Raw genomic sequence first — 14,642 nt, forward strand, 5'->3', positions numbered from 1 at the left:
TTATAATGACAAGGATACTTTGATTTTTTCTGCAAAATCATTTTCAATAAAGTAACCTTCTGTATCATCTGGTGTTGGATCTCTGTAACCAATATTTGATGCTTTTAGTTGTCCTTGATCACCAACTTTTCCAAGTACAAGACCTTTATCCACTTTTTTGAGTAATTTACTTACTTCATCATAGCCACTTACAGCATTGAATAGTGATCCATAAAGTAAGTAGACACCCATTTGAGAACCATTTTGTAAAATTTTGGTAAATAGTTTTTCAACATCGGCATTCATATCTGCTAAGAAATAGGAGATATTTGGAATAACGATCACCAATGGTTTTATGGTAGTGAGATACTCTTTAAGGTTTCTGATTTTGCCGTCTTCTTTCATATCGTCAAAATCATCTTCTCTATCTTCCATCAGTTCTATAATTTCTTGACAAATAGGTAAGAAGTCCTCTTTATTCGAGCTATAGCGTTTGGCACCAGCTCCAAGATTCATAAAGTTTTCTTCTTGATCATCTAAAATGACATACTCATATTTACCAGTCATGACTATAAATTGTTGAATACTGCTTAGGCTGCTAATAATACGTTCATATTTAGGCGCAAAAACTGCCAACTGCTGATAGGCATCTAACGATTTTGCCACAGGTTCAACTGTGTCGTAGTTTAAGCCCATTGGTATTGAGCCTTCTGATACTAATTGCTGTGATTGTTTCATTTGTTTAAACTCTTCAAAGTACAATACATCCGGCACCATCGGAATCGGTTCAGGTCTTTCACCAGTCCAATGTTCATCCATCTGCGCCACTTCTTCTTGAATCGCTTCAATAATCTGTAACGTATCTTCACCGTCAGCTGGAAGGGCAGCTTGGAATAACTCTGGTTCTTCCAACTTGATCAACCCACGACCAGGTAAATCATCGATCGTCAATGTTGTTCGTCCAACGATGGCTCTTGGCTCTGAATCGTCGATCATTTTCAACACGATTTGCGTCTTGATATTACTTGAAAGGGTCATGCGCATTGAATTCTGACGTCCTGCAGAAAGTAATAGGTGAAGTCCAATCCCAGCACCTTCACGGGCAACTTGTGTAATCACTTTCTCAAGGATCTCTTCAAACTTGGCACCTTTCATTCCTTCAAATCCATCTAGAAGAATAAGGATAATCGGTTCTTCTTTGCCACTAGCTCGTTCATACATATCCAAACTAGCCACAGAATACTCACTCAATAACTTCTTACGACGTTTCAATTCATCATTGATTCTACGAGCAAATTTCTCGATTTTCTCTTCTTCATCAATACTCATCGTATCTGCGACATGCGGTAATTTCTTCAACGGCAGAAGTCCATTCGTCCCAAAGTCTAATAGATAAACATTTAACCGCTCAGGACTATGCACTCGCGCCAAATCCATCACAACCGTCTGCATAAACGTACTCTTACCATACCCAGGACTACTAAACACGGTCATATGACCTTCTTGTGTCATATTTAAACGCAACGTATTTTGCGCCTGCATACTCGGCACATCCACCACACCTAAAACAGGTTCAAGCGGCTGTTTCTCCGTCAACCATTCTTCTCTAAAGTCCACAGGATGAAGGGTAGAAGAAGCAATTCGTTCTTCCAACGGCGGTAACCAAGGTCTTGGCAATGGCGTGATGTTTTCCCGTTCTGCCACTTCATGAATCCCATCAATAATGGCATCCAGTTCAGTCGGAATCTGTTTCACATCATCCGCATTTTCCAAGCCACTTAAATCTTCACTTAGAATCTCATACTGACCAAGGTCGTTAACCAAGTAAATCGTATGATCCTCAATCTGTTGGTCATCCTTCTCAGGCTGATAATCAGCTCCACTCCAAGCGCTTTGGAACAATTCATAAATCTCATTATTCCCAACTTGTAAGTAGGCGCGTCCAGCTTGGGTGATTTCTGCCGCATCTGGTGTTTTCAACATTTCCATCGAATCGGCTTTATCCGCCACTTTTAGGGCAAGTTTAAATTTCGAGTTACTCCAGATTTGGTCATTGACCACACCACTTGGTTTTTGTGTCGCAAGGATCAAGTGAATCCCCAATGAACGCCCAATACGAGCAGTAGAAACAAGTTCTTTCATAAACTCAGGCTGTTCTGATTTTAACTCGGCGAACTCATCCGAAATTAAGAAGAGGTGAGGCATCGGCTCAGAAACATCGCCATTTTTATATAATTTTTGATACTGATTGATATGATTCACGTTATTCTCCGAGAAAAGGCGTTGACGGCGTTTTAGCTCGGCATTGATGGAAATTAAGGCACGCATACTTTGAGCGCCATCTAGGTTGGTAATACTCCCTAATAAGTGAGGGAGATTACGGAACAAGTTCGCCATCCCTCCACCTTTGTAGTCAATCAGTAGGAAAGCCACATCATATGGATGGAAATTTACCGCTAAACTCAAAATATAACTTTGCACGATTTCCGATTTACCAGAACCCGTTGTCCCAGCGACTAAACCATGCGGTCCGTGGGCTTTTTCATGTAAGTTCAAGTAGACAATATCGTCTTTTCCACGTAAACCAAGCGGCACAGCCAAGGTTTTGTGAGGAGAATGTTCTGCCCAACGTTGGGTGACATTAAATTCATCAAATTTCTCGATGCCGTACATTTCTAAGAATGTTACAGCTTCAGGAATACTTGATTTCAAGTTTTGTAAGTGATTCAATGGCGCAAGTAGTCTTGGCAATTGCTCTTTGTTAAATTCAGCAGGGAAGTGATCCAATTGGAACGATTTGTTCATCAATTTGCCTTCTTCCAATAAGAGCACCCCAGTGTTACGGTCACGAATATCGATAACGGTTTTGATATTATCCGATAAACTACTCATCACATCTTCCACGAAAATCACGCTACAACCTAATTCGCTTGGATCTTCATTGAAGAATTCCATAATGACATGATCCAGAATCAATTTCTCATCAGTAATCATTACCACATAATGAGGGGAGAAGATGGTACTATCACGGCTATTGCGGTTTTCTTCCATGGAATTTTTACGGTTTTTCAAGATTTGATTCAAACTATTCAAGACTTGGTCACGGCTTCGTTGGTTATAGACAAAGCCACGCACATTCACATCCTGCATCGTTGCATGAGGCAACCAACGCATCCATTCCCATTGGTCTTTTTCGGCTTCAGGGAAAATCGAGATAAATTGTAAATCATGGTAACTATGGAACACAGATAATTGATTGACTAGTAAATGAAGCTGCTCTAGCACTAAGTTTCTAGGGCCGATATACCCAACAGGTCCATTAACTAAATTCGCCACGATCGGCATATCCTCAAGCTCTAAACTCTTCGTATAAAGCTCATAGCCACTTTTTTCTAAATCATCCGTTTCTTTGCCGCGTTCTTTGTTAGAATAGGTAATTTCACTTGACGATTGCAATGTTCCTAAACCTAAACGATAGAAAAGAAAATCAAAGTGCAACGGTGTTTTTTCATAAATTCTTGGGCTATAGGTTTTGGTCATATCCAACAATTCTGAAACCGTTGGATAATGGTACAATTGCCCTTGTTTTTGTTCTTGATTTAATTGGTGCAATTCCACCGATTTATCGACTAAATACTTTTTATAGCTGACTTCACGATCGATCAAGCTTTGTTTGTGTTCTTTTTTCCCTTTAAAGTAATTTGTGATCGAGAAAATAATTGTGATCAAGGTCGTTGCGGCGCTGGCTAAAACGAATAAACCGTTTGGTCTGAAAAAAGCCATTGCAACAGTTACCATCAACATGACGATCGGTGGTAAAATCGTTTTGATCAGTTGGTCTTGTTGTTTATTATTCGGTTCACTTGGCGCATTGATCATCATTTTTTCTTCTGGCTCACGGTAAATGATTCGTGGTGAACGGTGGAAATCAGGGTAATCTTCATACACATCATAACGAGAGGTATAAATTTCACATAAGTCTGATTTTACGATCGTACCTTCTGTCGCATGGATTTCATGTGTAAACACTTTTAAAGTGTGGTGTAAGAAAGACAGTTCGTCTCCTTTTTCCAATAAATATTCGTTCTCGGTAAATAGCTGATTGTTGATCATTAGTGTGCCAGAAATACGTGTTAGTGCCCACTGATCCTCTTGTTTTTTTAAGATAACGGAAAGAGGCTCTGCTAAATGATCACTCGGTAATGTAAGTGTAGCACCTGTATCGGTACTTAAAATAAGTTCTTTTTTGTCTAATAAATCAAAGACATGAAGTTTCGTCTCAGGTGCTAAAATAACGGTTATTTCTTGTTCATCAGATAAAGAGAAGGAAAGGGGTGTAACTAAAGTCAAAGCATAGTCTTTTTCTAGATGTGTCACTACCCATTTTTCGTCCTTTTTTTCAATCGTAAAAGCGTCTTCTTCTGTGATGAGTGGTAAGTGAAGCGCTGCTTGATTGTCTGATCCAATCTGTTGTTCTTTTTCTTCGTCAAGGGTCAGCTGGTAGCGATAGCCTTGAAGGTAGATGATGGCTTGTGTCTGGGTCATCTAGTTTCCCTCCTGTGCAGTCGATCCTTGTGTTTGTTCCGCTTCTTCTGCAGCGTTCACACTTTCGTCACGTTTTTCTTTGTATTTTTTATAGTCCGCTTCTAATTTACCAATTGTTTCTTCTTTTTCAGTTCCAGTCATTTTTGTATCTTTTCTAACTTGTTCGATTTTTTGTGTGATACCGTATAAAATCAAGTCAGAATCTTCTAGATTTTTCGCTACATCCAACGCTTCATCAAGATTTCCACGACCGTTTTCAATCCAGTAATCTAAATAATTTTCATCAGAACGCAAGGTTACGTTATTTAAAATGACTTTTTTCTGTTGTTCTTGCAAGGCTTCTCCCTGAATGAAGCTAAACGCTAATTCATATTTTTGCGTAAAGGGAATCTTGGCTGTTTTAACTGGTTCTAACGTTGTAATAACGGCCTCATAGTCATTTTTTAAGAAAGCAGTGTCAGTATTTTGCATACGATCTAAAAACGGTAAACGGAAAAAGAGTAGGTAAGCTAAAGGCACCACTAAAAAGATGGATAAAACAGTCATCCAAATCGATAATTGTTTCATGACTTGGAATTTTGTTTTGCTGACTTTTTTGATGGTTTTCTGTGTACGTGCTACGGTATGATCATACGTTTCTACAAGGTATTGTCTGATTTCTTCGAAACTCTCTTTTTTTAGGACTGTTTGGATAAATTCTGATCCTTTTTTGATTTCTAATTGTCCTTCATAAAGCTTGGTAAAATCATCTTTCTTTTCAAATAAGGCGATGATCAAGCTTTTATATTGTCTTAATAATAAGTCGTTATTCGTCACTTTTGGCGGCATCTTTCCATCGAGTCCACGGTAAGCGATTTTTGGTTGTAAGTTATAATCAAATAATAAATTCTCTGGATGGATAAAGAAGGTAAGGGGTAAATCTAAAAGTTGTTCAACTGCAGCCATATTGGTCATAGCACGAAGTTTATCTTCTTTTGATCCAGCTTTTAATTCGCTAAAGGTAATGCGTTCTTTTGGTAGTTCATAAGTAAAGGTTACGGCATCATCTTCCCAAAAGATACTCGTATCCATTAATAATGGGTGAGCAACTTTAAGTAAGGCCAAATCCTTTTCTTCATGAACCTGCACTTCAGATTTTCTTAATGCCAGCGTCCAGTTTTCCGCTGTTTTGTTAAATTCATACGTGTGTTTTTCAATAATTACGTCTACTTTTGTCGTTGTCTGCATCTATTTACTCTCCCAATATTTCGATTATGTCTCCGTTAGTGATGGCCCAATCTTTTAGTTTTTTCTCTTCATCTAAAAGAATCCCTTTGTTCACCACTTTGAGTTGGTATTTGTTTCGTCTTTTTTCTTTACCGAATATTTGATTTAATTCTCGGATAAAACGGTAAACAGTGATATTTTTTGGAATTCTTAGATCCATTTGTTTTTCTTTGTTTCCTTGATACAGTAAGGTGATGTTGATGTGTTCTTGGTTATCTGCCATTTTGCTGACCTCTTTTTCTATTGTGATACAACACTAGTGTTACAACTGTAACCAATAGCAAACCTAGTATTAATGGAAATAACGCAGGAGGAGAAGAAACAGTTTTGACTGTTTCTTCTTTTTTTACTGCTGCGTGATTAGTTTCATTTCCTATAAATAGCTCTTCATTATCATTTGCTTTTACTTTTGGTATTTTCGCCAAGAAGAACTGTGCTTCTTCTTCTTGACGTTGTTTGGTTTCTCTTTTTTTAGCGTTCTCGACTTTTTCCATCATTTCTGTTTCGAATAAGCGATCTTCGGCTATAAAACTTTGCGCTTTTCCGTTATCGACTTGGTCTTGATTTAGACGGTCTGTTTTTAGGTCTAGATTATTATCTAACAAGGTTTCTTTTGCATAGGAGGGTTCAACAAAAGAAAGAAGTCCTGTGACGACTACAAAGAAGAACATTAATTTCTTCATTTTTTCGCCACTTCCTTTGCTTTTCTTCTAGGTTTCCAAATGAAAATGTTGAACGCAAAAAGAGCGGTAATAGCAAGTACATATAAAATAATATGAACGATATCCAGGGCATTTCTTGCTAAGATATCAGCTAAATTATTCTCTCCTATCGATAGTGGGTTGATAGATCGAATCATCTCGACCATTGGATTATTTCCTTTGGTTTTACCGATTGCATTCGTAACAAACACATAACTAATAAATAGGAACAAACTAAAGCCAAATCCAGCGATATGGAATTGTTTTAAGGCATAGTGGTTAAGGAGTGAGAATATTAGCATGAAGAGTATGACCATCATGACCCAAACGATTTGAGATTCTTTTACGATCGACAGTTCACTAACACTTAATATACCTAATATCAAACCAATCCCAATTGCGCTTAGGCTAAGGATGATCGTTTCCATAATGTTATCTTTAAACCACAATTGTTCCCGTTTGAATTTATCTTTGACTTTTCTAACGACAGGTTGTGTCGCAAATAGGTAAGCAATGAATAAACTCAATGTGTACATGATCAAAATCCATGTGAATGGTTCATTGACTTCAGTTGTTTTGATTGTTGCTTCTGATTTTCCATGAACTGGATTTGCAATAAATTGTAATAATGTGTTATTTGGTACGCCATCTTTTTGAGCATTGCTGAGAACTTTGATGAAGGCAGAAACAAAGTCGTTATTGTTTGCTAGTTCATCGTTTAAGTTTGCCATGATCACGTCAGCGTTTGTTGAGAGTTCTTCCCCATTTTTTTGTGCAGTATTCACTTCTTGGTCGAAAGAAGTGAATACAGATTTGACTGTTTCTGCTTCTTTGACATTCATTTCGGATGCATCTTTGATTGCTTGAGATTGCTGATAAAGGGTTGCCAAAGTTGTTTTTGCAGATTCGATTCCTGAATCTGTTTGGCTATTCCAAGAGCTGACTTTACTTTCTGGGCTTAGAGCCTCTTGAATTTGTTTTTGTCCATTTTCTACGAGCTCGGCCTGTTTACCGATGGCTTCATTCAATCCAGAAGTCGTGTTTAGCACGTTACTCATTTTCTCTCCAACAACCTCTGATTGTGTTTCAAGACTGTCCGCTTTAAGTTTTAATGCTTCAAGATGGTCTACTTGAACTTTGTAATCACCACCAAGGAAGGTTTCGTTTAAAATTTGTTTGAAGGCATCTGTCAAATCTAATTTTAGAAATCCGCCAAATTGTTCAAACTGATAGTTTTCGTAAAAAGCTAACTCACTGTTGATTGAGTCGTACAGATCTAGTGTTTTACCAACTTGTTCGGAATAGAGTCTCTTTTTATGTTGATAGTCTTCATCAAGAAATGCAGAAGTATCAATATTTTGTTCCCATTCCAAAGTAAATTGGGATTGTACAAGTTCACTTGTAAGGGATCTTGTTTCAGTCGTTTTAGGAATTTCTTCCTGTGATGACTCAGTATTCTCGGTTTCTTCGGAAGAAGTGGTAGTCGTTTCTTCTTCACTTGATTCCGGTGTGCTCACTTCAGCTGTGAAAAGAGCATTTCTTGTATTAGATACTTCTGGTTGACCGATTTTAATGGTCATTTTTGGGGCGGGAGCTGTTTCATCGTATTCATCTGTAAATTTGTAAGTAACGGTTCTGGGAATATTTCCCAGGAACGGATACTCTCCATCTGCTACTATTGGACCAATTCCAGAAATCGCAACATCTGTGATTCCTGCTGGAATATCGCTAATAATAATAGTTCCACCGGACCCAATATTGCTCGGTCTTATTTGGAAACGACCTTCTGCAGATGCAAGTAATTGTGCTCGTGTATCGGTTAAATTGTCATAGGCTTCTTTTAAGTTTTTATAATAAGGACTTTCTGACGCTTTTATTGGGTCCATATCAAAGTCGATAGGTGCTTCTTTTAGATTATTCTCTTTATTGTTTTCATCGATTTTCTCATTGAGAGTAGAAACTTTTCCTAAAACATCAGTGAATTTTTCTTGTATTTCAGCAAAAGGTTGTCCATCGCCATAAGGTGCTTTTGCATATCTGAAAATATCGTCTTGTGGATTTAGGTTAAACGTGATCGATCTAAATGGTAGTAATGCTAAGCGTTCTTCCATCCATTTTTTATAGTCGACATTAAACCCAGTATCATCACTAGGTGGGTATTCTTTGTTGGCCTTTTTCAAGACATCATTCAATGTAACTGTCGATTCTCTGCCCGTTTCTTTAATGCCTAATGAAGCGAAAAAAGGTTCCTTATAGCGATCAAAATAGTTATCACTGATTTCAGTCAGTTTTTCTTGTTGTTCTGTAACAGCAGCTTTAGCATCTGCTAATTGTTGGTTTAAGGCATCCATTTGTTTGATTGTTGTATCAGACATTCCGTTAGGATTGAACTCATTTTGTAGGTTCTTGCCTGTTTCTTGCAGTTGTCTGAACATATCAGCGATACTATCGGATGTGACGGTATCTCTAGCCTCTAGTAATTGGTTTACAAATTCATCATATGTTAGTTGCCCTTTTGCTCGTTCTTCTAAAAGTTTCTCTAAAAGGGAAGAGTAGTCTTTATGACTATTCACGAGTGAATCTGTCCCTTGAATATTGCTACCTAAAGTGTTTGCTAGTAAATCATTGGCTTGCAGAGCACTTTTTGATTGCGATGTAATTGAAGGGAGGTAGTCTTTAAAGTTTAGTGTTGGTTGGTATAAAACATCTTGAAATTCCTGTACAGATGATGTTTGGTTTGCATAGACTTTTTCAATGTTTCTTTGTGCTGTAAATAGATTGTCCATAATACTAACGACATACAGATCCACTAGCTGCTGATTCAAATCGTTAACGATTTTTCTCCCAACACTTTTTGACTCATTTTCTAATGTTGCATTCCCATTTGCATTGATCTTGTAGTTTACTTGGACTTTTTCGGGTGCTTCACTGTCTAATTCTAATAATTTACTTGAGAAATTGCTGGGGATGGTTACAAGTAGGTTATAAGTGCCGTTTTTCAAGCCATTTTCACCAATTCCTCGACTAACTGTAAACCAGTTATAGGTAACATCTTTTTCAATTTTTTTAACATAATCTGCGCCGAGATTATACTCTATGTTATTTTTATTGACTCCTGCATCTTCATTTACCAACGCAATATTTAACCGCATATCTTTTTCTTCTTGATCTTTTTGTGCGGAAATATCGGTAAAATCCCGGTTCATGAAAATAAGCATAATAAGTAAGATTACAACCATCCAAACAGATTTCAACATATAATATAGTTTTTTACTGTTCATTTATCATTCTCCTAAACAAAAGAGGAACAGCGAGGAGCAAGTGCCCTCCCTATTCCTCAGATATGTGTTTCTTATAGACCTCTTCCGATTGCTGAAGAGATATTTTGGTCTGTTTCTTCTACAATGTTTGCAACTTCGTTCAATTGTTTGTTGATTTGCTCTAATAATTCAGCAAATTCAGATACTTTTGGTTTTAAAGCAGTGAATTGATCGTTAAAGCTATCAAAACCGCTACCTTCCCAGTTGCCTTGGATTGTATCTTGTTCAGATTGTAACTTCTGTAAAATATCGTTTACTTGGTTTGAACCATCCGTATATTTTGTTGCTGAAGTTCTTAGTTCTTGTGGGGATAATTTAATTCTATCGCCTGCCATTTTTTCATTCCTCCATGTAGTTTTTTTAGAAAGTGTCGAAACATTTTCTAGTTATCTAAACGGTACCATAAAAAAGCGATTCATAAACACTTAATGTAAAAAGTTGCGTGTTTTAAGTAAAAAATAACGACGAAAATATAATTATAAATTTTCTTTAGGATGGTTTTTTATTTTTATCTGCTTTTTATAGTTCTCTCTAGGTATGAAAAAAGAAAAAAACTGTAAAAAATACAGTTTTCTTAAAAGCGTATTTACGTTAGTTATGTTGCTAAGGTTATTACATACAATTAATGTTTTCTAGTTTTCAGAAATAGTTTATAAGTCGTTTTTAATTCATCTTTAAAAGTTCTACTAATGGGTAAAGAGAGGTTATTTTCTTGCAATACATCATTTTTAAATTGTTTTATGAAAGCTTCATTTTTTTTGATTTCGACAATATAACTTAAATTGACCATATAGCTCCCATGTATTCGTGAGAATAAATCTTTGTTTACCTTATTGATGATCTCTGACATCGTTAAATAGGTTTTGTAAATTTTTTCTGTGGTATGAATGTATGCAATACGACCACTTTTTGCAATATATACAATATCATTCATCGGTAAGACAACAAGTTTTCTATTGAAAGAGAACTCGAAGTACGCATGGATAGCATTAAAATAGTTTGTTGCGCGGTCCATTGTTTCGACTAAACGGTCACTTGAAATAGGTCTCAATAAATAATCAAAGGCCTGAACTTTAAATACTTCTGGCATGCGTTGGATATCATCAGATATAAAAATAATTAGTGCTTCTACATCAAGAATTCTTATTTTTTGTGCTAATGTAATACCGTCTATTTCAGCCATTTCAATAGAAATGAAGTATATATTGTATGTAGAATCCGTTTGGTTAAGGTATCGTACTAATTTTTCTCCATTATTAAAAAAATCAACTTCATATTGTTGAGACGTATACAGATGTATGTTCTGTTCGATTTTACTCATGTCTCTTTGATTATTATCACATAATGCAATCTTCAATAGCTCATCTCCCTTGAGTTTAAGATTAAAAAATGGATGTTTGAATAATGTTTCTAGTTTTGCATGATTTATTTTCTTCATTTTAATCATAGCATATTTTTCTTTCAAAAATTCTCAAAAATTTAACGTAAACTATTTATTTTAGAAAAAAATAGTATAATCTTTTTAAAGAAGCGATTCTTTCAGAAGAAATCTAGGAAGATGACTGCTATAATTGAGTATATTTTTTAGTAAATCAGAAGGAATGATAGGAGGATAAGCGATGAAAGAAACCGTCCGCCACAATCAGTATAACCAGCCAATCGGACATCCAGTATCGAATTGGAGCACGAGAAAAAATCCGACAAAACCAACATTAGAGGGAATCTATTGCCGATTAGAAAAAATAGATCCAACGAGACACTTAGAAGATTTATACACTGTTTACGGACCAGACACTACTCCGATGAATTGGACTTATTTACCTTTAGTCCCATTTGAGCATAAACTTGAATTTTCAGCGTATCTTACATCAATCAGCCAATCACAAGATCCTGTGCATTACGCGATTGTCGATAAAACGAGTGGAAAAGCGCTGGGAACGTTAGCTTTAATGAGGATAGATAAAGTACAAGGGACGGTTGAGGTTGGTTTTGTTATTTACTCTGATCAATTGAAACGAACACGAATAGCGACAGAAGCACAGTATCTTTTGGCATGTTATGCGCTAGATGAATTGGGGTATCGTCGATATGAATGGAAATGTGACGCATTAAATGAGCCTTCTAAGCAAGCTGCGTTACGTTTAGGTTTTGTTTATGAAGGTATTTTTCGCAATGCCGTCGTTTATAAGGGGCGCAATCGAGATACTGCTTGGTTTTCAATTATTGACAGCGAGTGGCCTAAAATAAAATTGCGGCTGGAATCATGGTTATCCCCATCAAATTTTCTGTCGGATGGGAAGCAAAGAAAACGGTTGAGCGATTTTTAAAAATTAAACTAACGTATTTGAAAGGAAATCAATAAGATGAAAAAAATAGAAATTGAGTTGGCGGAAATACCTAAACCACAGATTTTTACAGCTGTTGCTCCAACTTTTTTAACAGATGAAACGATGAATGAGAGAAAGAAAAAAGTATTGGATAATATGCATTCAGAGGACTTTGATGCACTCGTTATTTATGCAGATAAAGAGCATGGTGGAAATTTTGAATACTTGACTGGCTTTATTCCTCGTTTTGAAGAAGGTCTGCTTGTTTTAGATAAAAATGGAGAGTGCACCCTGATATTAGGGAATGAAAACTTAAAAATGGCAAAAGTCGCTCGGATCGACAATCACTTGATTCACTCGCCCTTATTTTCTTTACCAAATCAGCCGATGGACAATGAAGCAAGATTAGAAACTATTTTTGAAACGATTGGATTGGCTGAAAAAAATAAAATTGGTGTTGTGGGTTGGAAGATGTTTACGACGACTGAATCAGACAATGATACCTATTTTGATTTACCTTATTTTATTATACAAGCACTTTTAGCTAGTAAAGATGAGCATGCGGTGCTCAAAAATGCAGCACATCTAATGATTAGAGGCGATAAAGGCGCGCGGACTACGAATAATGCAAATGAAATCGCTCATTATGAATATGGTGCAAATCTGTCATCTAATAGTATCTTAAATGCGATGGATGCAGTTGAGGTTGGCGTGACCGAAGCTAGATTAGGAAATGAACTGACAGCAGAAGGGCAAACAAATACGGTCGTTACGATTGCCGCAACAGGGCAGCGATTTGAATATGGAAATGTCTATCCGACTCATAAGCAAGTAACGTTAGGTGATCCATTATCTTTAACGACTGCATTCAAGGGTGGTTTGTCTAGTCGTACGGGTTTCGTGATAGAAAATGAGACACAACTTCCAGAAAACCAACAAGATTATTTGGAAAGAGTCGCTAAACCTTATTACAAGGCTGTTACAACTTGGTTGGAAACCATAAAAATCGGAATGGCGGGTAAGGAGCTTTATCAAACGATTGAAACTGTTCTCCCTCAATCCAACTATCATTGGCATTTAAATCCAGGACATTTGGTATCAGATGAAGAGTGGATGTCTTCACCGATTTATGCTGGTTCTGATGAGACACTGAAGAGTGGCATGATTTTACAAATCGATATTATCCCATCTGTGGCAGGCTATACAGGAGTAAGTGCAGAAGAGTGCGTTGCTTTGGCAGATTTAAATTTACAAAGACAAATCAAAGAAGAGTATCCAGCGTTATGGCAACGGATAGTAACACGCAAAAACTATTTAATGGAAGTATTGAACATTGAACTAAATGAAGAGATTATTCCGTTATCAAACACAGTAGGTTATTTAAGACCCTTTTACTTAGCCAAAAATAAAGCTTTTCGTTGCGTTAAACAAAACTAAAAAGAAGGTCTGCTTCTATTATATAGAAGCAGACCTTCTTTTAATATATTGTTACACGTGAAACATTTGTTCTATTTCTTTTAGAATAATTTGATTTTTTAAGGTTTCAACATTTTCAATGGAAACATAACCAACCGCTTGTTCAAGTGCATTACTCATCCCGCAAGCCATAGCATAGCGAAGTGTTTCTTCTATCGAAAAGTTCTGATCTAAAGCGAAGGCTACTCCTCCGACGGTTGCATCACCAGAACCAGTGGGGTTAATGATATCAATAGTGGGAATGATGACATCAAAAATCTGATCATGATATTTTGCTACAGCACCGTCTCCACCGCAAGAAATTAAGACAAATGGAACTTCTTTCAACATCGGGTGATTGAGGTTGTTTATCACGTCTATTTTGCTAGTTAAAGGAAGGTCTATCAGATCTGAAAATTCTTGGATGTTTGGTTTTATAAAGTAAGGCTTTACTGAATTATTTAAAACATTTTTGAGCTGTTTTCCTGAAATATCTGTTAGGATCTTTACTTTTGTTCCTAGTTTGTCACGTAATTGCAGTAAATACTCTTGGTAAAGGTAGTCATTTTTAGTATTAGCGGATCCACATAAAGCGATGATTGGGCCTTCATTTTGTTCGTCAGCGAAATCAAGTATGGTATCTAGTATGATTTTTTCAGTGTCAGCTGTTATTTCGGGTCCAAGCTCTACGATTTCTGTTTGATTTTTTTCGCGGTCCATGACGGTGACAGCATTTCGGGATTCTCCAAATATTGAGATGAATTTCGTCTTAAAGGGTTCCTGTTCGAGTTCATGTCTGATCAGTTCGCCGTTTTTTCCAGCTAGAACGCCCATTGTGGTAACTTTCCCACCTAAAATAGCAGCAGTTCTTCCAGCATTGATGCCTTTTCCACCAACTGCCTTAATGGGATTACTACAGCGGTTCATAGCACCTAAAACGAATGTGTCTGTAAAATAAATAGAATCCATCGATGGATTTAGTGTAACGGTTAAAATCATTGTTATATCCTCCTTCAGAAGCCTAGCTAAACTGGGTTTCTGAGAGAATG

General features: G+C 36.7%; 10 protein-coding genes. 2 read left to right on the forward strand and 8 right to left on the reverse strand.

What is annotated here, in order from left to right; genetic code table 11:
* The 7 genes from essC to I586_RS13370 all read right to left on the reverse strand — a co-directional run bounded on the left by essC (window position 1) and on the right by I586_RS13370 (window position 11,168).
* Window positions 1-4,524, reverse strand: a complete 4,524-nt coding sequence (gene essC / locus I586_RS13340) for a type VII secretion protein EssC (RefSeq protein ID WP_010766670.1) — start codon at window positions 4,522-4,524, stop codon at window positions 1-3.
* Window positions 4,525-5,751, reverse strand: a complete 1,227-nt coding sequence (gene essB / locus I586_RS13345; RefSeq protein WP_010766671.1) for a type VII secretion protein EssB — start codon at window positions 5,749-5,751, stop codon at window positions 4,525-4,527.
* 4 nt (window positions 5,752-5,755) lie between these two features.
* Window positions 5,756-6,013, reverse strand: a complete 258-nt coding sequence (locus I586_RS13350; protein WP_010766672.1) for an EsaB/YukD family protein — start codon at window positions 6,011-6,013, stop codon at window positions 5,756-5,758.
* Entirely contained in the window at window positions 6,003-6,473 is a 471-nt protein-coding gene (gene essA, locus I586_RS13355) for a type VII secretion protein EssA (RefSeq protein WP_010766673.1), read from the reverse strand. The genes I586_RS13350 and essA overlap by 11 nt, the downstream gene beginning before the upstream one ends.
* A complete protein-coding gene (esaA, locus tag I586_RS13360; protein ID WP_010766674.1) occupies window positions 6,470-9,772 on the reverse strand; it encodes a type VII secretion protein EsaA in 3,303 nt (1,100 codons plus the stop codon). Before esaA ends, essA begins: the two co-directional genes overlap by 4 nt.
* Before the next feature lie 71 nt (window positions 9,773-9,843).
* Window positions 9,844-10,146 (reverse strand): WXG100 family type VII secretion target, encoded by a 303-nt coding sequence (locus I586_RS13365; protein WP_010766560.1) that lies wholly within the window; start codon window positions 10,144-10,146, stop codon window positions 9,844-9,846.
* Between the two features lie 287 nt (window positions 10,147-10,433).
* Complete coding sequence (locus tag I586_RS13370; protein WP_034702558.1) at window positions 10,434-11,168, reverse strand: LytR/AlgR family response regulator transcription factor; 735 nt, start codon at window positions 11,166-11,168, stop codon at window positions 10,434-10,436.
* A gap of 262 nt (window positions 11,169-11,430) precedes the next feature.
* Here I586_RS13370 and I586_RS13375 point away from each other — a divergent pair, with 262 nt between their 5' ends.
* Both I586_RS13375 and I586_RS13380 read left to right on the forward strand, forming a co-directional pair.
* Window positions 11,431-12,138, forward strand: coding sequence for a GNAT family N-acetyltransferase (locus I586_RS13375; RefSeq protein ID WP_010766676.1), 708 nt, complete (start codon window positions 11,431-11,433; stop codon window positions 12,136-12,138).
* A 36-nt stretch (window positions 12,139-12,174) separates the two neighbouring features.
* Window positions 12,175-13,575 (forward strand): M24 family metallopeptidase, encoded by a 1,401-nt coding sequence (locus I586_RS13380; RefSeq protein WP_010766677.1) that lies wholly within the window; start codon window positions 12,175-12,177, stop codon window positions 13,573-13,575.
* Between the two features lie 51 nt (window positions 13,576-13,626).
* Here I586_RS13380 and I586_RS13385 read toward each other — a convergent pair whose 3' ends face one another.
* Window positions 13,627-14,592: a 1-phosphofructokinase family hexose kinase gene (locus I586_RS13385; RefSeq protein ID WP_010766678.1), complete on the reverse strand. Its 966-nt coding sequence runs from the start codon at window positions 14,590-14,592 to the stop codon at window positions 13,627-13,629.
* Window positions 14,593-14,642 lie beyond the last annotated feature (50 nt).

The organism is Enterococcus moraviensis ATCC BAA-383 (assembly GCF_000407445.1).
GTDB lineage: Bacteria > Bacillota > Bacilli > Lactobacillales > Enterococcaceae > Enterococcus_L > Enterococcus_L moraviensis.

Bases quoted from the DNA above. Each gene is read 5' to 3' on its own strand.
- essC (WP_010766670.1), bottom strand. From the start codon at position 4,524: ATGACCCAGACACAAGCCATCATCTACCTTCAAGGCTATCGCTACCAG.
- essB (WP_010766671.1), bottom strand. From the start codon at position 5,751: ATGCAGACAACGACAAAAGTAGACGTAATTATTGAAAAACACACGTAT.
- I586_RS13350 (WP_010766672.1), bottom strand. From the start codon at position 6,013: ATGGCAGATAACCAAGAACACATCAACATCACCTTACTGTATCAAGGA.
- essA (WP_010766673.1), bottom strand. From the start codon at position 6,473: ATGAAGAAATTAATGTTCTTCTTTGTAGTCGTCACAGGACTTCTTTCT.
- esaA (WP_010766674.1), bottom strand. From the start codon at position 9,772: ATGAACAGTAAAAAACTATATTATATGTTGAAATCTGTTTGGATGGTT.
- I586_RS13365 (WP_010766560.1), bottom strand. From the start codon at position 10,146: ATGGCAGGCGATAGAATTAAATTATCCCCACAAGAACTAAGAACTTCA.
- I586_RS13375 (WP_010766676.1), top strand. From the start codon at position 11,431: ATGAAAGAAACCGTCCGCCACAATCAGTATAACCAGCCAATCGGACAT.
- I586_RS13380 (WP_010766677.1), top strand. From the start codon at position 12,175: ATGAAAAAAATAGAAATTGAGTTGGCGGAAATACCTAAACCACAGATT.
- I586_RS13385 (WP_010766678.1), bottom strand. From the start codon at position 14,592: ATGATTTTAACCGTTACACTAAATCCATCGATGGATTCTATTTATTTT.